Origin of the sequence: Ewingella americana ATCC 33852 (assembly GCF_000735345.1) — a bacterium.
GTDB classification, from domain to species: Bacteria; Pseudomonadota; Gammaproteobacteria; order Enterobacterales; family Enterobacteriaceae; genus Ewingella; species Ewingella americana.
In genome coordinates, this window is record NZ_JMPJ01000037.1 from 79,215 (window position 1) to 99,341 (window position 20,127).

Annotated in this window: 18 protein-coding genes; 9 read left to right on the forward strand and 9 right to left on the reverse strand. The window is 54.0% G+C overall.

Annotated elements, in window-relative coordinates:
- Positions 1–10 precede the first annotated feature (10 nt).
- From GEAM_RS06000 to GEAM_RS06015, 4 genes are all read right to left on the reverse strand, one after another.
- The gene (locus GEAM_RS06000) at positions 11–1,015 is read right to left on the reverse strand and encodes a DUF2891 domain-containing protein (protein ID WP_419471225.1); all 1,005 of its coding nucleotides are present in this window, start codon (positions 1,013–1,015) and stop codon (positions 11–13) included.
- Positions 1,016–1,045: 30 nt separating this feature from the next.
- Positions 1,046–1,996 (reverse strand): DUF979 domain-containing protein, encoded by a 951-nt coding sequence (locus tag GEAM_RS06005; protein ID WP_034789478.1) that lies wholly within the window; start codon positions 1,994–1,996, stop codon positions 1,046–1,048.
- The gene (locus tag GEAM_RS06010) at positions 1,993–2,682 is read right to left on the reverse strand and encodes a DUF969 domain-containing protein (protein ID WP_034789479.1); all 690 of its coding nucleotides are present in this window, start codon (positions 2,680–2,682) and stop codon (positions 1,993–1,995) included. The genes GEAM_RS06005 and GEAM_RS06010 overlap by 4 nt, the downstream gene beginning before the upstream one ends.
- A gap of 363 nt (positions 2,683–3,045) precedes the next feature.
- Positions 3,046–3,705, reverse strand: coding sequence for an epoxyqueuosine reductase QueH (locus tag GEAM_RS06015; RefSeq protein WP_034789481.1), 660 nt, complete (start codon positions 3,703–3,705; stop codon positions 3,046–3,048).
- A gap of 210 nt (positions 3,706–3,915) precedes the next feature.
- Here GEAM_RS06015 and GEAM_RS06020 point away from each other — a divergent pair, with 210 nt between their 5' ends.
- The 6 genes from GEAM_RS06020 (at position 3,916) to dsrB (ending at position 8,731) form a co-directional block, all read left to right on the forward strand.
- Positions 3,916–4,926 carry an AI-2E family transporter gene (locus GEAM_RS06020; RefSeq protein WP_034789483.1) on the forward strand — a complete coding sequence of 337 codons (1,011 nt, stop codon included), beginning with the start codon at positions 3,916–3,918 and terminating at the stop codon, positions 4,924–4,926.
- Between the two features lie 235 nt (positions 4,927–5,161).
- On the forward strand, positions 5,162–6,220 hold the full coding sequence (locus tag GEAM_RS06025) for an NAD(P)-dependent alcohol dehydrogenase (RefSeq protein WP_034789486.1): 1,059 nt from the start codon (positions 5,162–5,164) through the stop codon (positions 6,218–6,220).
- A gap of 200 nt (positions 6,221–6,420) precedes the next feature.
- A complete protein-coding gene (locus GEAM_RS06030) occupies positions 6,421–6,765 on the forward strand; it encodes a hypothetical protein (RefSeq protein ID WP_034789488.1) in 345 nt (114 codons plus the stop codon).
- Between the two features lie 181 nt (positions 6,766–6,946).
- Entirely contained in the window at positions 6,947–7,861 is a 915-nt protein-coding gene (locus GEAM_RS06035) for an ion transporter (RefSeq protein ID WP_051899423.1), read from the forward strand.
- A 259-nt stretch (positions 7,862–8,120) separates the two neighbouring features.
- Positions 8,121–8,330 (forward strand): transcription antiterminator/RNA stability regulator CspE, encoded by a 210-nt coding sequence (gene cspE / locus GEAM_RS06040; RefSeq protein WP_034789491.1) that lies wholly within the window; start codon positions 8,121–8,123, stop codon positions 8,328–8,330.
- A 200-nt stretch (positions 8,331–8,530) separates the two neighbouring features.
- Positions 8,531–8,731, forward strand: a complete 201-nt coding sequence (gene dsrB / locus GEAM_RS06045; protein WP_034789492.1) for a protein DsrB — start codon at positions 8,531–8,533, stop codon at positions 8,729–8,731.
- Between the two features lie 89 nt (positions 8,732–8,820).
- On the opposite strand, the gene GEAM_RS06050 is transcribed toward dsrB, so the two are convergent.
- The 4 genes from GEAM_RS06050 to GEAM_RS06065 all read right to left on the reverse strand — a co-directional run bounded on the left by GEAM_RS06050 (position 8,821) and on the right by GEAM_RS06065 (position 15,170).
- A complete protein-coding gene (locus tag GEAM_RS06050) occupies positions 8,821–10,530 on the reverse strand; it encodes a methyl-accepting chemotaxis protein (RefSeq protein ID WP_034789493.1) in 1,710 nt (569 codons plus the stop codon).
- Between the two features lie 268 nt (positions 10,531–10,798).
- Positions 10,799–11,989, reverse strand: coding sequence for a glycoside hydrolase family 88 protein (locus GEAM_RS06055; RefSeq protein WP_034789495.1), 1,191 nt, complete (start codon positions 11,987–11,989; stop codon positions 10,799–10,801).
- A 29-nt stretch (positions 11,990–12,018) separates the two neighbouring features.
- Complete coding sequence (locus GEAM_RS06060) at positions 12,019–13,311, reverse strand: oligosaccharide MFS transporter (RefSeq protein ID WP_034789496.1); 1,293 nt, start codon at positions 13,309–13,311, stop codon at positions 12,019–12,021.
- Positions 13,312–13,334: 23 nt separating this feature from the next.
- Complete coding sequence (locus GEAM_RS06065; protein ID WP_034789497.1) at positions 13,335–15,170, reverse strand: DUF2264 domain-containing protein; 1,836 nt, start codon at positions 15,168–15,170, stop codon at positions 13,335–13,337.
- Between the two features lie 271 nt (positions 15,171–15,441).
- On the opposite strand from GEAM_RS06065, the gene GEAM_RS06070 reads away from it, so the two are divergent.
- Positions 15,442–16,293, forward strand: coding sequence for an AraC family transcriptional regulator (locus GEAM_RS06070; protein ID WP_034789498.1), 852 nt, complete (start codon positions 15,442–15,444; stop codon positions 16,291–16,293).
- 368 nt (positions 16,294–16,661) lie between these two features.
- Positions 16,662–18,317, forward strand: a complete 1,656-nt coding sequence (locus GEAM_RS06075; RefSeq protein WP_034789499.1) for a glucan biosynthesis protein D — start codon at positions 16,662–16,664, stop codon at positions 18,315–18,317.
- Between the two features lie 145 nt (positions 18,318–18,462).
- Here GEAM_RS06075 and GEAM_RS06080 read toward each other — a convergent pair whose 3' ends face one another.
- A complete protein-coding gene (locus GEAM_RS06080) occupies positions 18,463–18,645 on the reverse strand; it encodes a hypothetical protein (RefSeq protein WP_034789500.1) in 183 nt (60 codons plus the stop codon).
- 382 nt (positions 18,646–19,027) lie between these two features.
- On the opposite strand from GEAM_RS06080, the gene GEAM_RS06085 reads away from it, so the two are divergent.
- Positions 19,028–20,125 carry a glycerol dehydrogenase gene (locus GEAM_RS06085; protein WP_034789501.1) on the forward strand — a complete coding sequence of 366 codons (1,098 nt, stop codon included), beginning with the start codon at positions 19,028–19,030 and terminating at the stop codon, positions 20,123–20,125.
- Positions 20,126–20,127 lie beyond the last annotated feature (2 nt).

Sequence of the window (20,127 nt, forward strand, 5' to 3'; positions counted from 1 at the left end):
ACAAAAGCTATCAGGCTTCCAGCGCCAGCAGGGCGAAGGTTGCCAGCCAGTGTTGGCCCATGTAGTCGGTATCGAGATGGTCCAGCGCGCTGTCTAAATGTTGCTGGGCGCTTTCACGCAGCGGCGCGATACGCGAGTCACCCGAGGGCAGGGCCGCCGCCAGCGAGCGTTGGCACCATGCGCGGCTGAGGTTCAGCCCGTCCAAATGACCAATCTTACCGTCAGTTCGGTCAGTGACCGTGGCGGGCACGAATAGCGTTTGCGGCTGGCGCTGGGCCAAATCCGGCAAGAAGTCGCTAAACCACTGGGTAAATTCGGCCTGCGGCAACACCCGGCGCATCAATTCGGCTTCCATCAAAGACGGCGATAAGAACTCGTCGCCGCCCGGTTCCCACGCCTGACAGTTCACATCTTGCAAATGCCAGCGTTTTGCCGCCTCTTTGATTTGCGCGGTTAAGCCGTGATTCCCCACGCTGCGTGAATACTCAAGGGCCAGCGACAGGGCAAACGCGGTGTTGAAATGGCTGCCGACGCGCAGTGGATAGGTCGCTTTTGGCAGGAATTCACAGAAGGCTTGCTCGAAGAACTGGGTCATCGGCGCGAGGGTTTTCGCCCAACCGGCGGCCTGTGGCAGCTTCATTGCATTCAACTGCTGCACCAGTCGCAGGAACCACGCCCAGCCGTAAGGGCGCTCGAAGCCTTTATGCTGCGGCTGCTGTAGATAGGCCATCTCTCCGGTGACGTTTTCCGCCGTTAAGTGCTGCTCAACAATGGCAATAATCTGCCCGGCCTGCGGCAGTTCTGGGTATTTGTCGATTAAGCGCAGCAGCAGCCAGTAGCCGTGAACGCAGGAGTGCCAGTCATAGCTGCCGTAGAAAATCGGGTGCAGCTGGCGCGGAGTTTTGGCATCTTCTGGCCCGCTCATGGCGTGCATCAGCTTATTGGGGAACTCGCGGTTCAGGTGGTCCAGCGCCATCAGGGCAAAGCGGGACGCCATTTCTGGCGTCAGTTGCATGGTCATTTTAGGTCTCTCCGTGGTGGGCGGTTAGAAGCGGAACACGAAAAAATACATCAGCGCGGTGTTCACCAGCAGCAACAGTGCGCCGGTCAGCCACTGCGCCTTAATGACGCCGTTTTTATCCTGAAGCTCGAGCAGCGCGGCGGGCACGATGTTGAAGTTGGCGGCCATTGGCGTCATTAGCGTGCCGCAGAAGCCGGACAGCATGCCGATAGCGCCCATAATCGCCGGATTCCCACCCAACTGATTGACGATCAGCGGCAGGCCGATACCCGCGGTCATTACCGGGAAGGCCGCGAAGCCGTTACCCATGATCATGGTAAACAGCGCCATGCCGAAGGTGTAAGCCACGATAATCGCCAGCGGCGAACCCAGTGGAATAATGCTTTTCACCAAGTCGGCTACCACGCCGCCGACGCCCGCCAGAGCAAACAGCGCGCCCAGCGCGGCGAGCATTTGCGGTAAAATCGCCGCCCAGCCCACGGTGTCCATGGTCTGCCCACCGGCCTTAATAGCTTTTAGCGGCGAGTCGCGCAGCATCACCAGCGCCACGATAAAGGCGACCAGCGTGCCAAGCACCAGTGAGATAAGCGTGACGTTTTTAGCTTCCACCAGACCGCTATTTTTTAGCGTCAGGGTGCCGACTAGCGTCACGATAGGGATCAGTAGGGCAGGAATGAACAGCTTATTGCCAAAGTGCTTGGCTCCGGCTTCGCGTCTGGCGGTGGCTTCCGGCTGATCGTTGTCCGACTTGCCTTTGCCTAGCTTGCCGGTCCCGGCAATCACCGCCAGCAGGATAGCCATACAGCCGGTGACGAAGTGCGGCAGCTCGCCGCCGAACAGGAAGGTTATGCCATAAACTCCCCAAAACAGGGCGTTGACTAGACGGCGGTTATTGGTTTTGTCGTACAGATTGAAAATGGCGTAGGCGCAGAACATCAGGCCCGCGAGGATGTAAACCGATTCTAATTTGATCATTTGGCCACACCTCCGTGCTGGGCATCAAAACGCTTGGCCAGCGAGCGATCCAGCAGCCACAGGCGAATAAAGTGAATGATCAGCGCGGCAATGGCGGTCGGGATGGCCCACACCGACAGGTGCAGCGGCTCGACGAAGATGCCGTTTTGATCCAAGAAGCCTTTGATCAGCAAGATAGATTGCACGGCGATGAAGATATCTTCGCCGAAGAATACCGCGACGTTATCCACGGCGGCGGCGTTCGCGCGGATTTTCTGCCGCACGTCGTTGGGTAAATCGCCGTACTTGGTGACCGCGGCGGCTTCTGCCATCGGCGCAATCAGCGGGCGCACCATCTGCGCGTGACCGCCCAGCGAGTTCAGGCCCAGCGCGGCGGTGACTTGGCGCAGGAAGAAGTAGAGCATTAACACGCGCCCGGTGGTGGCGGCGTGAATTTTAGAGATAAGGTCGCGCGCGCGCTCTTTCAGCCCGCTGCGCTCGAGGATGGCGATCACCGGCAGCGTCAACCAAATCAGCCCCATATAGCGGTTCTCGGTAAAAGCTTTACCGAAGGCGCTGATGATATCTACCGTGTGCATGCCGCCCGCCGCGCCGGTGGCGATCCCGGCAATGGTCACCACTAAAAGTGGATTGAAGCGCAACGCAAAGCCCAGCACCACGATCGGGATGCCTATTAATACCCACATATTTTCTACCCCTGTTGTCTGTAATCTGTGATTGAACTCGACGTCCTGTCTTTATATTTTTTAAGCTGCGCGTCGCTGTCTAAATAACCACAAAATAACCTTGAGTTATAAAGTAGACCAGTGAGGAATAACGCTCAGCTTTGTTCGGAAAGTACCAAGCAGTTCGGCGCAGCGCAAGACTGTGAATTAAGAACAGGCAGGACAACAGGGAGGAAAATAAGTGAGCCTAAGACAAAGCGCAGGCTAATTAACTGGGTGTTTTATTTAGCGTGGAATATTGTGCGGAGTGAGAAGTTTAGATTAGTGAATTAACCCCGCGCGACAGGTTGCGGGGTTAATGAACAATAAGCTGATAGCTAAGGCTTATTCGTCGTCTTCGTCGCCGTAATATTTCACGCCGAGCTTAATCAGGTCGCGGCCCTGAGCCTTGCGGTGCAAGTTGCTGTCGCGCAGCGAGTAAACGCAGCCACAATACTCTTGCTGATAGAAGCGTTCGCGCTTGCTGATTTCAATCATGCGCGCCGAGCCGCCTTTCTTACGCCAGTTATAGTCCCAGTAGACCATGCCCGGATAAGGTGCCGCCGCGCGTTCGCCGCAGCCGTTAATCTGCTTCATGTCTTTCCAGCGGGAGATACCCAGCGAGCTGGAAATGGCGCTGAAACCATGTTCGAAGGCGTACAGCGCGGTGCGCTCGAAACGCATATCAAAACACATGGTGCAGCGAATGCCGCGTTCAGGCTCGTTTTCCATGCCGCGCGCGCGTTCAAACCAATTATCGGTGTCGTAGTCGGCATCAATAAAAGGAATGCCGTGCTGTTCGGCAAAGCGCATATTCTCTTCTTTGCGCAGGGTATATTCTTTTTGCGGGTGAATATTCGGGTTATAGAAGAAAATGGTGTATTCAATGCCAGAGGCTTGAATGGCTTCCATCACTTCACCGGAGCAGGGCGCGCAACAGGAGTGAAGCAGTAATTTGTCATGCCCGTTAGGCAGGGACAGTTTTTCTCGGATCAGTTCGGACATTTCTTCGCCTGTTACTAAGATTTTCTTTATCGAAATAGAATCATCATGATGATTGATGCCTATGATAAAAGACAGTGCGCCACTGTCAAAAATTTCTTATTGATATTTCGAACGCCGACTTGAGTCATAAATAACGATGTTATGCTAAAAGCAGGGACGTTGGCCGAGCACGGCGCAATGCCCAGCAATTGAATGTTAAGGACGCAGACAATGCAGTTAATGAAATCACACCATATCCGCTGGCTAAGTCTCTTTATCGTGATGGGGGGGCTGCTGTTGATCCTGCCTTTGCACCTGTTGGCATGCTTTATCGCCGGATTCGTGGTGTATGAACTGGTTAATGGATTAACGCCGCATTTCCAAAAAATTATCAGTGGCGACCGCGCCCGCTGGCTGGTGGTGGCGCTGATTAGCACCATCGTGGTGAGCGTATTAATCCTCGCAATCGCCGGGATTATCGACTTCTTGATGGATGATATTAAGAACCCGGTGGCCTTCAACGCCATGGTTTCGCGCCTGCTGAGTGATGCTCAGGGCCGCATTTCGCCGGTCATGTTGCATTATCTGCCCGCCAATATTGAAGAACTACAGCGCCAGTTCCTGCAATGGGTGCGCGAGCACGTCGCCATGATCCAGACGGTCGGCAAAAACGCGGCACACGCCTTTGTCACTATGCTGATTGGTATGATTCTGGGCGCGATTATCTCCCTGCAACGCCCTGACAAAGAGAGCCAAGACGCCCCGCTGAAAAACGAGCTGTTGCAGCGCGTTCGCTTGCTGGCCAAGGCGTTTCGCAACGTAGTCTTCGCCCAGTTCCAAATCTCACTGATTAACACCGTGCTCTCCGGCGTGTTCCTGTTCGGCATTCTGCCACTGTTTGGCATTCACCTGCCGCTGGCAAAAACGCTGGTGGCTTTCACCTTTATCTGCGGCCTGCTGCCGGTTATTGGCAACCTGATTTCCAACACGGTGATTTTCATCGTCGGTCTTTCTGTGTCGCTGTGGGTGGGCGTCGGGGTGCTGGCATACCTGATAGTGATTCACAAAGTGGAGTACTTCCTCAATGCGCGTATTGTCGGCACGCGCATTAATGCCAAGTCGTGGGAAGTGCTGCTGGCGATGCTTATCTTTGAATCCGCCTTTGGCCTGCCGGGCGTGGTGGCAGCGCCGATTTACTACGCGTATTTGAAGAGCGAACTGAAACAAGCCGAGCTGATTTAACGCCTTACGGCATTATTTCTCTCAGAACCAAAACTTGTCATATTTCCCCAAGGGTGTGGTGTTAGTACCGCACCCTTGCTGTTTACCTAGTCAAAAATCCTGAAAAAAACAGATTCGGGCAAGTAATAGCGAGGATCGTTATACGAAATTCCCCGTCCTGAGGTCCATACTTAATATCGTTAGCGCAATTTGCGCTGGCATTTTCGTCTAACGATAACCCCTCAGGAGAGAACTCATGACCCTTAACGTCCGAGGTTTTGCTGCAACGTCAGCCACTGCGCCATTGGCACCCCACAATTTTGAGCGCCGCTCGCCGCGCGATACTGACGTAGTTATCGACATTATGTACTGCGGCGTCTGCCACTCAGACATCCACCAGGCGCGTAATGAATGGCACCAGAGCATCTATCCGCTGGTTCCAGGACACGAAATCATTGGCCGCATCACTCAGGTTGGCGCCAAAGTGAAAGGCTTCAGCGTCGGTGATACTGTCGGCGTGGGTTGTATGGTCGATTCTTGTCAGCACTGTGATTCCTGCGCCGAAAGCCTGGAACAGTACTGTGAAGAAGGCGCTACCATGACCTACAACAGCTACGATCGTCATGACAACATGATGACATACGGCGGCTACTCAGAGCAGATCGTGGTCTCTGAGAAGTTTGTGCTGCGCGTATCGGAAAAGCTGGATATTAAATCTGCTGCCCCTCTGCTGTGTGCCGGCATCACGACCTATTCTCCGCTGCGTCACTGGAAAGTCGGTAAAGGCCATAAAGTAGCCGTTGTCGGTCTGGGCGGTTTGGGCCACATGGGCCTGAAATTTGCCAAAGCGCTGGGCGCGGACGTCACGCTGTTCACCCGTTCCGCAGGTAAAGAGCAGGAAGCTTACCGTCTGGGTGCTGACCACGTTGTGATTTCTACTGATGAGAAGCAGATGGACGCGGTGAAAAACCACTTCGACTTCATCCTCGATACCGTGCCAAACCAGCACGACCTGAACCCGTACCTGACCACGCTGAAACGCGACGGTACCCATATTCTGGTCGGCCTGATTGAGCCAATCGAACCTGCAATCCACAGCGGCAAGCTGGTGGGTGGCCGTAAAACCGTTGCCGGTTCACTGATTGGCGGTATCGCTGAGACTCAGGAAATGTTGGATTTCTGCGCCGAGCACAACATTGGTTGTGATGTGGAAATGATCGACATGCAGGACATTAACGGGGCTTATGAACGTATGCTGAAAAGCGACGTGAAATACCGTTTCGTGGTGGATATGGCGTCTCTTAAAAACGCCTAATCCTCAGCGATTTGCCTGATAGCAGTCTGACTAAAACGCCCGCAAACTTCGGATTGTGGGCGTTTTTTTATGACTGTTTGCTCCAAAAAGGGGCTAGATCAATCATTGCGTGCTGAAATTTCATTTTTCCCTATCTTGCTGACTTCTCGCTTTGTGACGGCGGTGGTATTCTTCGGCTTTCGCCGAGCGAAGGAAAATCAGTGGCAAAGAATTTTGATGAATTGATCAGAGATATTGATCTGATGATTGAACACGTGGACGGTCTGAAAAACCTTCCACCGCGCGCAAAAATTGTAGACGCAGTGCCCGCTGATAAGCCTGCCTACGACTCTTTTTGTGAAATCTATGCGCTAAAAGCGGTGATGCGGGCCTTTATTTCCTCGGTCGATACCATCGTAAAAGTTCAGATTGCTAAAAAAGTCGAGCAGGATATCGGCCATCTGGAAAACACCGTGCGTTCTATTGGTGGCGGCAATGCTGACCCCGAGGATTTGGCACAAATTACCGCCTACGTGCGCCATGCCGTGTCGGAATTAATGGACTAATCAGGTTAGGGTCTGAAGTCAGAGCGTGATCTGAAAACAAAAACGTCGTTTATCTATTGGGATAACCGGCGTTTTTTTATGTTTGAATTTGGCTAAATAAGCCGGGCAGGGCGCGAGAATAGGTTTTCTAGCCAGAAAATAGCTATTCTTGAGCCATTATCTTCTCAGGATGAGCATTGTTATGGCACATCGGTTTCGTTCTATCGCGTTGCTGCGCAGGAGCTGCTACCAGCTGCTGTTTGATAACTATACGCACAGCGGGCGGCGCATGGAGGCGTTTTGGGTTCTGACCGCCATTCTCAGCGTGATTGCGCTGTTTTTTGAATCCAGCGCGCACACTCTTTTCCCCCATACGCCCAACATCATGCAGTTCTTCGGCCTGATCGAGCTGGGCTTCACCGCGATTTTCACCGTGGAATACGTGCTACGCATTTTTGCCACTCCCAGCAAAGAGCGCTACCCGCTGAGCTTCTTCGGGCTGGTGGATCTGTTGACCATTCTGCCGCTCTATATTCTCTGGCTGTTCCCGTCGCTGGTCAGCACCGGCGATATGGTGGTGCTGATTCGCCTGATGCGAATTTTGCGCGTGCTGAGGGTGCTCAAGCTGCTGCGCTATATGAATGAGGCGGGCGTGCTGTGGCGCAGCATGATGCGCGCGCGGCACAAGCTAACCCTGTTCTTCGGCTTCGTGGCTATTATCCTCTGTCTGTTCGGCGGATTGATGTTTGCTATAGAAGGAGGGCGCGACGGCTTTACCTCGCTGGGGACCTCGGTCTACTGGGCGGTGGTCACTCTTACTACAGTGGGGTATGGCGACATTACCCCGCACACGCCGCTCGGCCGCGTACTGGCTTCTATTTTGATTTTGCTGGGTTATTCGATTATTGCGGTTCCTACCGGGATATTAACGGCTTATATGTCACAGGAACTGCAAAAAGGGCGCGAGCAGCGTTCTTGTCGCCATTGTCATCACATCGGCCATGAATTAGATGCCCGTTTTTGCGACCATTGTGGCACGCAGTTACCTACGCTTCGATCTCAACTTATTGATAAAAAACCAAATAATCGTATGCAGAACGAGCGTATTGATGATTAATGCGCCATTTTGGTTACTTTAGGCAGGTTATTAGATAAAAAGAGTTGCTATTAGGGGGCAGTCATGAGTAAATACGTTCCGGCCTGTGGTACAGACCTATTTATGCACGACATCCTGAGTAAAGTGGTTCAAATTTAAAGCGTTATCCTCGATAACCCTGATCTGACGAATTTCCTTCTTAGTGCCTCCATAAGTAACGACTGAAATCCGGCTATAACATGCCCATGGTGGCTAAATTTATTTTTTAAAGGTAATTCCTATGTCTATGATGAAAGGTCAGGTTAAGTGGTTTAACGAGTCTAAAGGCTTTGGCTTCATCACTCCTGCTGATGGTAGCAAAGACGTGTTCGTACACTTCTCTGCAATCCAGGATCAAGGTTTCAAGACCCTGGCTGAAGGCCAGAATGTACAGTTCTCTATCGAGAACGGTGCTAAAGGTCCGTCTGCGGCTAACGTTACCGCTATCTAATCTCGCTTTTGCGCTGTTTACAGCACATTAACGAAGATTACAAAAACCCGCATATGCGGGTTTTTTTACGTCTGGACTTTGCCAAAGCCTTTACCCGTCGCGAGTTATTCGCGTTAAAAGCTTCGCCAAAGTTTATGCCGCATGCCTTTTAAGGCGCTCTGTACTACAATCAACAACATGGAAAATAACGGGGTAACTCGATGAAAGTTAACGATCTGGTGACAGTTAAGACCGACGGCGGCCCGCGCCGTGAAGGCAAGGTTCTGGAAATTGAAGAGTTTTACGAAGGCGTGATGTATCTGGTTTCTCTGGAAGATTACCCAGCCGGGATCTGGTTCTTCAACGAAACCGACAGCAAAGACGGTACCTTCGTTGAGCCTCGCGTATCCAGCAAAGAATAATTCGCTTTAGCTTCAGGCTAAAAATAAAAAACACCGGAGCAGGAGACTGCATCCGGTGTTTTTGTTTATGGCGCTAAGCGAAATGATGCTTAGAAGGTTTCCCAGTTCTGGTTATCAGTCGCCAGCTTGCTCTCTTTCAGCGGCTCCACCAAGGCCAGCGTTGGGCGGCGGGGCGCGGTGGCAGCCACTTTGCTATCCAGACGGAACACTGCGACGGCCTGCGTCAGGCGCTCTGCTTGCTCTTCAAGCGATGCCGCCGCCGCAGAGGCTTGCTGCACCAATGAAGCATTCTGCTGGGTGACGCCATCCATCTCCGATACCGCCTGACTCACCTGACTGATGCCACGGCTCTGCTCATCCGAGGCGGAGGCGATTTCATCCATAATATCAGTCACATGGCTGACGGCGGTGACAATTTCATACATTGTGTCGCCCGCGTCGCCGACCAGCAGGCTGCCTTCACCCACGTGGTCCACCGACTCTTCAATCAGCTGTTCAATCTCTTTGGCGGCCTGCGCGCTGCGCTGTGCCAGATTACGTACTTCACTTGCCACCACCGCAAAGCCGCGACCCTGCTCACCGGCGCGGGCTGCCTCAACCGCAGCGTTCAGCGCCAGAATGTTGGTTTGGAAGGCAATGCTATTGATAACGTTGGTGATTTCGGCAATTTTGGTCGAGCTGCGCGAGATGTTTTCCATGGTGCTGACCACGCTGGCGACGATATCTCCGCCTTTCTGCGCTTTCTCGGAGGCGTCGGCGGCCAGTTTGCTGGCGTGATGGGCGTTTTCCGAATTGAGTTTTACCGTGGCGGTGAGCTGCTCCATGCTGGCGGCGGTCTGTTCCAAGGCCGCGGCCTGCTGCTCGGTGCGCGAGGAGAGGTCAGTGTTGCCGCTGGCAATCTCGGTAGAGCCTTGGTAAATCGAGGTCGCGCCTTCGCGCACGGTCAGCACCGTGCTGGCGAGCGAACTCTGCATATGGTCAACGTTGATGCTCAACACGCCAATTTCATTGCGGCCCGCGATGTCGGAAGGCTGTGTGAGATCTCCCTGCGCGATGTGCTGAATGCGCTTCACTAGGCGATTAATCGGCGTGATGATCACTTTGCGCATGATGAAGTAGGTGATAACCGTCAGCAGCAGCGCCAGAGCAAATGCGCCTGCCATCAGGGCGTAACCCAGCTTGGCGTCGGCGTGGGCGCGCTGGTTAATCTGATTGGCGGTGTCGGTGCGGTAAGTAATGGCTGCCAGCAGCGGCGCGTTGTTGGCCTGATCCAGCCCGCGCAGGGTTTCGGCTTCTTGTGAAATCACTTCTTCAAAATGGGACTGGCGGGCCGACTCCAGCATCGGCGCCATGCCCAGCTTGAGATAATTGTCATAAGATTTTTTTAGCGGCTCGTCGAGGGCATGGTCAGTCTCGGTCTGATGCGGGCGGCTAATGTACTGTTTGAAGGCATCTTGTGACTGCTTAATGCGGGCTTGCGCCTCGGCAATGTTCTTCTCAAAGGTGTCCTGATCGCTGACGCGCGCGGCGGCGGCGGCCTGAATCAACAGTAAACGCGCTGTGCGCAGATGGTTTGAGCTGTTGGACAGCGCCAAACGAATCTGTAGCTCTTGCGTGGCGTTCTCCAGCGCGTCGTTACTCTGTTTGAGGAAGTAACTCGAGGTGCCGATGGAAAGAGCAAACAGAATGAGGATCCCGGCGAGAATGGTGCTGACCAAGGTGATCAGGCGAATATTGCTGATAAAAGAGGTGGCTGGCTTCTCGGTTGTACCGGGAAGCGCCGTGGTAAAGGTATCCATATTATTCCGCTCTGTTAGTCCTGCATGTGCGACAACTCTGGGCGCATAGGGTACAGGCCACGCACGCTAGGTCTTCTTTGCACACTTCAACAATCAGGGGTGGCCAGCGGCTAACCCTGCCGTGACGAAAAAACGCCATCTATAGTCATCGGCATTTGGCGGGTGAGGTTGAATTTATAAGTGAGATCCGGCTCGCATTTCTGGCATAAGAGGTGGGGATCAGGCAGAAGTAAGGCGGCCTCAGCCGCCTCGAGGTGTTGCGCAGAGTTTACCAGTAAGGTTTCCAGCACTGTGTCAGGCGCACCAGTGCTTCGACATAGAAGTAGTCGCCCCAGCTTGAGCACTGATCTACTCCTTTGCCACTCGCCATGTGGTAGACAGAATGCTTGAGCAAGCCGTCACAATCCTCTTCATCGGCAGCCAGATAATTGGCGGTCAGCGACGCCATAATGCGCAGCGCCATCTCCTCATAGTAGGCGCGGGTTTCATCCGTGGCGGGCAGGGCCTGCGTCAAATCCAGCAGTCCACACACGGCGATGGCGGCGGCCGAGCTGTCGCGCGGCTGGTCAGTGCCAAGCAGCGCCAAATCCCAGTGGCAGACGTCATCTTCCGGCAGGCGATTGAGGAAGTAGTGGGCCAGTCGCCGCGACAACTCCACCATGTCTTTATCGCCGGTATAGCGATAACTGAGCAGGAAGCCGTAAATCCCCCAAGCCTGCCCGCGAGACCAGCAGGAGTCGTCGGCATAGCCTTGGTGAGTATTGCCAAAGCGCGGCTCGCCGCTCACGGTGTCCATATAATAGGTGTGGAAGGTCGAGGCGTCCGGCCTGACAATATAGTTGGCGGCCTGCTGGGCATGGCGGCGCGCGGCCTCGGCGTAGCGCGGTTCGCCGGTTTGCTCCGTGGCCCAATAGAGCAGCGGCAGGTTCATATTGCAGTCAATGATCATCCGGCCAGCCTGTTCCGGGTCGCGCAGATCGCCCCACGCCTGAATGATCCCCGACTGTGGGTTGAAGCGTTCCATCAGGGCGTCGGCTGCCAGCAGGGCGAAACCTCGCGCCTCACGGTTGCCGGTGAGTCGCCACGCGCTGACGCAGGAGAGGGTATAGAGAAAGCCCAAGTCGTGAGTGGCGGTGTCGATGCGATTCGCAATGCGGTTGCCGAAGGACTGGATATGCTGCTCCGCCGCCAGCCGATATTTCTCCTCGCCGGTCATCTCCCACGCCAGCCACAGCTGCCCGCTCCAGAAGCTGGTGGTCCATTCGACGTTTTCGGTCAAGGAAAAGTGGTTGTTTTCACAGGTTTCTGCCGGGAATTTACCAGCAAATTTCACCCTATTGCGGTCGATTTTCTTCAGCACCCGCTGGCGGGCTTCGGCCAACTGCTGGCGAAGAGCAATCTTGTCCAACTGGTTCAGCTCAACCGGCAGCAGCTTCTCTTTGGTTATGGTTACGGTCATCATTTCTCCCTTAGCAATCGAGTCGCAGATTAGTGTTTTACCGGAGTTAAAGGCGCGGCGGCGTTAACCTCCGGGGGCGTCGGAGCCTGAACCACGCCATTGCGGCGGCTGTGGCAGGCTGACAGGGTAAAGGCGGAAATCAGGGTGAAGCACAGCGCGATGCCGCCCATGATCAGGTAGGTATGGGCGAAGCCGATGCGGTCATAGAAGTAGCCCGCGGGCGGCGCGACCACAATCGAGCCGACATAAATCATCGCCTGATAACCCAGCAGGTACATGGTGGCGTTGACCCGCTTATGGAAATGCTCGGCGATGTATTTGAAAACTGAGACCAGAATCAGGGCGATTTCCAGCCCATAGAAGGGTTTGATAATCGAAATAATCAGCGGGTCATTGGTCAACCCAGAAGCAATCAGCCGCACGCCGACCACCACGCCCACCATCAACAAGCCTTTTTTAGCGCCGAAATAGTTCACCAAGAAAGGGATCACCATCATCATCAGGAACTCAGTGCCGGACTGCACGGTGCTGAGGTAGCCGTACATGGCGTTGCCTTGCTCTTTGGTCGGGAAGAAGGTGACGAAATAGCGCGAGAACTGTTGTTCGGCGACAAACATCACCCAAGCCACACCGGCGACGTAGAGTGAAAACATCCAGAATTTGCGATTTTTTAGCAGCAGAATCACATCGCTGAAAACGATTTTGTCTTGCGAAATCACATTGTTATTGCGCATCTCGGCGTCGCCAATTTTGAGCGACAGCAGCACGCCGAGCATCAGCAGCGAACTCAGGCTGCTCAGGCTAAAGTTCCACGCCGGAGAGAGGTTAAACAGCAGGCCGGAAAACGACGCGGCCACTGCCCAGCCGAGCGATCCCCACATGCGGATCTGCCCGAACTCCATGCTGTACAGGCGGCTAAAGCGATCGGCGTAGGATTCCGACGCCGCGACACCAGCGTACCAGCCAAGGCTTAAATAGAGCGCGCCAATAATAATGCCGGTCATTAAATGGGATTCCAGCAGCGGCTGGTAAACATAAATAAAGAAGGGAGCCATCATGGCGGAGACAATCACCACGAAATAAAGCAGGCTTTTGCTCATGCCTATTTTATCCATGATGTAGCCATAGACCGGTTTCATGACCACGGCGAAGACGCCGTTAATCGCAAATACCGCGCCGATATCCATACTGTCTAATCCGGCCTTTTGTCCCAGCCATAACGCATATAAGCCAAAGCTAGAGGACCACGTAAAAAAATAGAGGAAGATGAAACTGCTCATTTTGTAATAAGCAGACTTACTGGCTGTTTTTATTGTTTTCATACTGACTCCTGACAACCGAATAATTAAAGGATGACGGTCCAGTGACGGCCCTGATAGTGGATCTCAATCTCGCTTTCACCGCGAATTACGCGGGGTAGGACTTTTGGCATAGCTGATACATCGGCAGAGGCAAACACGGCGGAGATCAGCCAGTGCGAGCCGGGGGAAAGGGCGGTTTTGAGCAGCGGAATGGCCGCCGTTTCGGCAAACATAATGCTGCTATTGGGCGGCGTTACCACGCTTGTCGCCTCGCGCGACGTGGCCACGCCGACGTCGGCGATTTGGCTGTAGCCGTTGCAGGCGACTATCCGGCTCGAGGAGCTATTTTCATCTAGTTGCACCTGCGTCTGGCGGTCATGGATCACCGCGAAGCCGCCTTCGACGGCGTCGAGTGCGCGGGCGCTGGTCAGATGGTGCAAACGCAGATGGCCCTCGCCGCAGGGGAACAGCCAGCTTTTCACTTCCACGTCGTGCCATGGTTTCCAGCGCGAGTAGATCACCTCTTGGCGGGTAACCGTCTCTTCGCAGCCACGGCGTCCGCGGTAGTAGCCATCGCCTTCTGACAGCACCAGCATCGAGTCGCAGGCCGCGTGATTAAGGCCAAAACGGCCACGGTCGAGGGTGAAACCAAACTGGCTGGAGTAGGCAAACTTGGTGTATTTCGCCTCGGTATTGACGAAGTTATTCAGCTCCAGCTGACCTGACGTCAGCATCACCACGTGCTGTTGCGCCGCGTCGCGCAGCAATATTTGATTGGCGTGAGGAATACAGTGCGGGCTGTTGAGCTGAGGCAAAGGCAGCTCTTCCGCCTGCCAAAAAGCATGGCTTTCGGGCAACGCCAGCACCAGAAACAGCTTGCATGCCCAGTAAGGGGAGCCGGGCGCGTTGTAATCCTCGGCCATCACCAGATTTGGCGTGTGATAACCAATACTCAGCACGCCGTCGCGGTCAAAAATCGGCTGTTTCAGCCAGCTGCGCAGGTGGCGCAGGACAATGCCTTTGATCACGCCGGGGGAATACACCTCCAGCCCGCTAAAGGCGGCGGCGCTCCAGAATGCGGCTTCGGCAAAGCGATAGGTCATGCTGCGGCCAAAGGGTACGGCGGCTCCTTCGGCGGAAAACAGCGTGATGAAATCTCCGGCGAACTGGGTCGCGCGCTGGTGCAATTCGGCGCAGCGGTTGGGGTCGACATCCGCCATATGGTTGGCATAGAGCAGGCCGTAGTAGTGAAACGCCATCGACACATAGTAGTCACGCGGGCGGCCCGGCCCGTCGGAATACCAGCCGTCGCCGAGGTAATAGGCTTCCATCAGTGCGAAACGGGCCTCGACGGCCTCGCGGTCCCACGGCAAACCGGCCTGTTTGCAGCCCATTTGCACCATAATCGGGAAGTAGTTCCAGTTGTTATTAGGGATGGTGGCGTCTTTGCCTTGGTTGAGCCAGGCAATCAGGTTGCGCTGTTCGGCGTCACTGAAATAGGCCAGCAGCCTTTTGTCCAGCAGCGCCAAGCCAACGCCAAAGGCGGCCATTTCTACACAGCGCTGGTCGAAGTCGTGGATCTCGCCCCAATATTCGGCGTGCTCGGGGTTGGTGCCGTTGCGAATGGCGGTGAGGTAAAACGACAGGTTTTCACACTCGTCGCCATTGGCGAGCAGGGGAAAGATGCCCCACAGCATGCGCGACAGGGCTTCCATCTTCGCTATCTGTTTACCGTAATGGGTGGTGGAGTGACCGAGGTCAATGCCGCTTTTGCCTTCTTCGGTATAAGGCGCGACGGCAGACAGCATATCGCCCAGCAGATCTTTCACCTGTTGGCGAGTACGCAGCGGATTTTCACTCATGATTTTCACCTGATTCATTCGATATTCCTTTCCCCCGAAAGGGCTTAGCAAATAATGGCGTTAAGTATATGAAACATTATTTCAATTCTATTTTTACGCTATTTCAGTCACGGCGTTTGGCGCGTTGGTTGCCATTGGAATATAGAGAATCTGGTTTGGCCGATTGTTATGTGAGTCGCAGAACAGTGCATTTTTTTAAATTGAGATTGTTCTTCAGGCCGCAAATAGGCCTAAATTATAAAAATCGACTTAAAAATTTTAATTTCTTGTCATCGGGAGGGAGAGGGTTATGGCGGTAACAGACTTTCTCGAACGCATTGCGTTAAATGATCGGCAGATTTCCTTTAATCGAATGAGCATTGGCAGCGCCAATTACTTTCATTGGCACCAATGTCTGGAAATGCTGTTTATCAGTCAGGGCTACGGGATTGTGATTGTTGATAATCAACAGTACACGCTGCGCCCCGGCAGGCTGTTTGTCTTCCCGCCTTTTAAGCTGCACAAAGTGTTTGTCGAGCAGAGTGAGAAAAACCACTACATCAGAACCACCGTGCATCTTGACCACCAGTTGCTGGACGGCTTTTTAAGCTGTTTCCCCCAGCGCCGTGCGCACTTCTCGCGGCTGTGGGGCGCAGAGAGCGACGCGCATATCTTTGATTTAGCAGACAACGCTCAGCATATCGAAACCATACTCGAGAGCTTCCAGCGGCTGCAGCTGGCCGCCACGCCGCAGTGGGAAGATATCGCCATGATGATATTGCAACTGATGGAGTTCATGCCCGAGCAGCAGGTGAAACGCAAAACCGTCAGCCGCACCACGGCGTCCAAAGTGATGCAGTGGATAGAAGAGAATTACGTGATGAAGTTTTCGCTTGCCGAGCTGTCGACGGCAATTGGCCTGTCGCAAAGCTATATTTCGCGAGTATTTAGCCAAGAAACCGGCGGCTCGGTGGTGGACTATCTGGCGACGCGGCGCATCAAACGGGCCTGTGAGCTGCTGCGCTCCACCGATATGCGCATAGAAGAGGTGGGGAACCAGTGCGGCTTTACCGATACTCCCTATTTTATTACCTGTTTTCGTAAGCTGATTGGCCGTACGCCGCTGCAATATCGCAAGGCGGCGTTTCGTCTTGAGCTTTAGGCAATAATTCATTAATTCATAACGTTTTGTTAACTTGAGTGGTCACGGAATCTTCTTAAAAAGCCGCTTTTTGCTGCTTTTATGAACGTTAAAAAGGGGCCGCATCTTTGGCGAGATCAAAACGCTCAAATTATCGCTCATCCCCCGTATGGCGCAGCTTTGGCATGCCGCAAGCCCGCGTTCTGTGCAAGCTATTTTTAGCTGAAAGCATTCAATTTTGTGGTACTCGCCATGTGAATTTTACGTTAGCCTTAAGGTCGTATTTTTACATCCCGCAGATGCCCTTATGTGCCACTTCCGGCAACATGCCTTTCGGTGCGACGGCGCTGCGGATAACTTGACTTGCCCGGCACAGGAAACCCTCTGGCATGGAACGAAGAGCATTTATTAAAGCGTCAATGGCGTTTGCCGCCTACTGCGGGGTGCCAGCAATGGCATCAGTGTTCACGCGATCTGCTGAGGCAGCACAGGGGAATGTCGCGGACGGTGGTGCAACGTCTTTTGACTTCTCCGTGTTGCAAAAGATGGCGAGCTCCCTTGCGTCGAAGCCTTACGGTGGCGCGCCGCAACCTCTACCAAAAACCTTGGCAGAGCTGACGCCGCAGGCGTACAACGCCATTGAATACGATCACGCGCACTCCCTGTGGCATGACTTGCCAAACCGTCAGCTTGACGTTGAGCTGTTCCACGTCGGCATGGGCTTTAAGCGCCGTGTGCAGATGTACTCCGTTGATGCCGACAAAAAACAGGCGCGTGAGATCCACTTCCGCCCTGAATTGTTCCAGTATCACAACGCCGGGGTCGACACCAAGCAACTGGAGGGGATCACCAACCTCGGGTTCGCTGGTTTCAAAGTCAACAAAGCTCCTGAACTGACCCGCCGCGACGTGGTGTCATTCTTGGGCGCGAGTTATTTCCGCGCGGTAGATGACACTTATCAGTATGGTTTATCCGCCCGAGGCGTGGCCGTCGACACCTTTGTCGGCCAGCCGGAAGAGTTCCCGGACTTCACCGCCTTCTGGTTCGAGACGCCAAAATCTGGCGACACCACCTTCACGGTTTACGCCCTGTTGGATGGCCCAAGCGTCACCGGCGCTTACCGTTTCATCATTCACTGCGAGCCAACGCGCGTAGTGATGGAAATCGAAAAGCACCTCAATGCGCGTCAGGACATCAAGCAGCTCGGCATCTCGCCAATGACCAGCATGTACAGCTGCGGCACCAGCGAGCGCGGCCGCTGCGACACCATTCACCCGCAAATCCATGACTCGGATCGTCTGGCCATGTGGCGCGGCAACGGCGAATGGGTTTGTCGTCCGCTGAATAACCCGCAGAAGCTGCAGTTCAACGCCTTTGCCGATGAAAACCCGAAAGGCTTTGGCCTGTTGCAGCTCGACCACGACTTCAACAACTATCAGGATGTGATTGGCTGGTACAACAAGCGTCCGAGCCTGTGGGTTGAGCCGGTCGGCAACTGGGGGAAAGGGGCGATTAACCTGCTGGAGATCCCAACCACCGGTGAGACGCTGGATAACATCGTCTGCTTCTGGCAGCCGGAGAAGCCGGTCAAGGCCGGGGATAATTTCACCTTCAGCTACAAGCTTTACTGGAGCAGCGAGCCGCCAGAGCGCAGTCCGCTGTCCAACGTGCTTGCCACCCGCACCGGCATGGGCGGCTTCCCAGAAGGTTGGGCGCCGGGCGAGCACTATCCTGATGTCTGGGCGCGCCGTTTCGCGGTGGATTTCATCGGTGGCGAGCTGAAAGCCTATGCCGATAAAGGCATCGAACCGGTGATTAATGTCTCTGCCGGTAAGATTAAAAACATCGAAATCCTCTACGTGCAGCCGTTCGATGGTTACCGCATCCTGTTCGACTGGTATCCGGATAGCGATTCTGTCGCGCCGGTTGAGCTGCGCATGTTCCTGCGCTCGGGCAATACCGCGCTGTCGGAAACTTGGCTGTACCAGTATTTCCCACCGGCCCCGGATAAGCGTAAGTACATTGATGACCGCCAGATGAGCTAAGTTTCTGGCGATGCAGAAATAAGAAAGCCCCGTCTCTCGCGAGCGGGGCTTCTTTTTTTACTTCTATTTTTTACTTCTATATTCGCAGGTGAATCAGAAGCTTATCTTGCTGGTAACCCGACACAGGAGACCCACGCAATGATTCTTAGAACGCTTTCACCAGAACTTCTCTTTGAGAAGGCTCTTGGCCGGTTCTCAACAGGCTGTCGAAGGATTTCTCCATCTTTTTCACTTGCTGCAAAAATTCTTGTGGCGAGAAATCGTGTGATTTGCCGCTCATGTAGGCGAGTGCCAATTCTTTAGCCTGGTAGCGCTGGAAGTTATACATGTTATCCCCCAATTCCTGCATGTCTGGCGCAATATCTCGATTGGCGCACCAGTAAATTCGGAATTTATTAAATTTAAAATGAAAAGTTAAACAGGATGGCTAACAGCGAGCTGACCTTGTGCAACTGCTTACATCGTGCTGCCAATGCGATGCATTCTACGGCATCCATTGATAAGTGAAAGCCGCTTTAATTGATGGATTCGATAGTTGAAACTTTATAAAAAGAGTTGAAGTTGCCTCATTTCTCGCGTGCAGAAAAGAACGCGTTTTCTGCCCGAAATTCTTAGCTTCCCATGCGATCGTTATTAGATTTAATAATGTGACTTTGGCGCAGAACCGACTAGGCTCAGGGTAGGTTTTTCAATGGAAAGAGGTTTTTATCATGAGTAAATTTATCTTCTCTTCACCTCGAAAATACGTACAAGGCAGTGGCGTACTGGACGAACTTGGCGGCTATCTCCCGGCGCTGGGTGGAAAATCCTTCCTGATAGCTGATGACTTGGTTTGGGGGCTGATCGGCGAGCGCGTCAAAAGCTCGTTGAAGCAGGCCGAAGTCGAATTTCACTTCGAAAAATTTAATGGTGAAGCCTCGGCGAATGAGATAAGCCGGCTGACCGCCATTGCGCGCAAAGCAGGGACGCAGGTAGTGGTCGGGCTGGGCGGCGGTAAAACGCTGGACACGGTCAAAGCCATTGCCGATGAGTTGAAGCAAAACGTGGTGATTGTGCCCACCGTGGCTTCCACCGATGCCCCGTGCAGCGCGCTGTCGGTGATTTACACTGACGAAGGGGTGTTCGACACTTATCGTTTCTACAATAAGAACCCTGACTTGGTACTGGTGGATACCCACGTCTGCGCGCAGGCCCCGGTGCGGCTGTTTGCATCAGGGATTGCCGACGGCTTGGCGACCTTCGTCGAAGCGCAGGCCGTGCTGCGTTCCCACTCGCACTCCATGGTCGGCGGGGACCCGACGATTGCGGGTATGGCGATTGCCGAAGCCTGTGAGAAGACGCTGCTGACCTACGGCTACAGTGCCTATACCGCCGTCGAGCAGAAGCTGGTCACTCCGGCGGTGGAAGCCGTGGTGGAGGCCAACACCTTGCTCTCCGGGTTGGGTTTTGAAAACGCCGGGCTGGCCGGGGCTCACGCCATTCACAACGGTTTTACCGCGGTTTCCGGCGACATCCACCACCTGACCCATGGCGAGAAAGTGGCCTACGGCACTCTGACCCAGATGGTGCTGGAGCAGCGCCCGGATGAAGAGATTGCCCGCTACATTCGCTTCTATCGCTCCATTAATATGCCGACCACCCTCAAAGAGATGCATCTTGAGAAAGAGTCTTACGAGAATCTGGTGAAAGTCGGCAAGCTGGCGGGAGGCGAGGGCGATACCCTCGGCAACTTGAATCGTAATCTGTCGGCGGAAGATGTGGCAAACGCCATTTTGGCAGTGGACGCCTTCAGTAAAACGGTGAAATAAAC

Coding starts and splice junctions, on each gene's coding strand:
- GEAM_RS06000 (WP_419471225.1), bottom strand. CDS start 1,015: ATGCAACTGACGCCAGAAATGGCGTCCCGCTTTGCCCTGATGGCGCTG.
- GEAM_RS06005 (WP_034789478.1), bottom strand. CDS start 1,996: ATGATCAAATTAGAATCGGTTTACATCCTCGCGGGCCTGATGTTCTGC.
- GEAM_RS06010 (WP_034789479.1), bottom strand. CDS start 2,682: ATGTGGGTATTAATAGGCATCCCGATCGTGGTGCTGGGCTTTGCGTTG.
- GEAM_RS06015 (WP_034789481.1), bottom strand. CDS start 3,705: ATGTCCGAACTGATCCGAGAAAAACTGTCCCTGCCTAACGGGCATGAC.
- GEAM_RS06020 (WP_034789483.1), top strand. CDS start 3,916: ATGCAGTTAATGAAATCACACCATATCCGCTGGCTAAGTCTCTTTATC.
- GEAM_RS06025 (WP_034789486.1), top strand. CDS start 5,162: ATGACCCTTAACGTCCGAGGTTTTGCTGCAACGTCAGCCACTGCGCCA.
- GEAM_RS06035 (WP_051899423.1), top strand. CDS start 6,947: ATGGCACATCGGTTTCGTTCTATCGCGTTGCTGCGCAGGAGCTGCTAC.
- cspE (WP_034789491.1), top strand. CDS start 8,121: ATGTCTATGATGAAAGGTCAGGTTAAGTGGTTTAACGAGTCTAAAGGC.
- dsrB (WP_034789492.1), top strand. CDS start 8,531: ATGAAAGTTAACGATCTGGTGACAGTTAAGACCGACGGCGGCCCGCGC.
- GEAM_RS06050 (WP_034789493.1), bottom strand. CDS start 10,530: ATGGATACCTTTACCACGGCGCTTCCCGGTACAACCGAGAAGCCAGCC.
- GEAM_RS06055 (WP_034789495.1), bottom strand. CDS start 11,989: ATGACCGTAACCATAACCAAAGAGAAGCTGCTGCCGGTTGAGCTGAAC.
- GEAM_RS06060 (WP_034789496.1), bottom strand. CDS start 13,311: ATGAAAACAATAAAAACAGCCAGTAAGTCTGCTTATTACAAAATGAGC.
- GEAM_RS06065 (WP_034789497.1), bottom strand. CDS start 15,170: ATGAATCAGGTGAAAATCATGAGTGAAAATCCGCTGCGTACTCGCCAA.
- GEAM_RS06070 (WP_034789498.1), top strand. CDS start 15,442: ATGGCGGTAACAGACTTTCTCGAACGCATTGCGTTAAATGATCGGCAG.
- GEAM_RS06075 (WP_034789499.1), top strand. CDS start 16,662: ATGGAACGAAGAGCATTTATTAAAGCGTCAATGGCGTTTGCCGCCTAC.
- GEAM_RS06080 (WP_034789500.1), bottom strand. CDS start 18,645: ATGTATAACTTCCAGCGCTACCAGGCTAAAGAATTGGCACTCGCCTAC.
- GEAM_RS06085 (WP_034789501.1), top strand. CDS start 19,028: ATGAGTAAATTTATCTTCTCTTCACCTCGAAAATACGTACAAGGCAGT.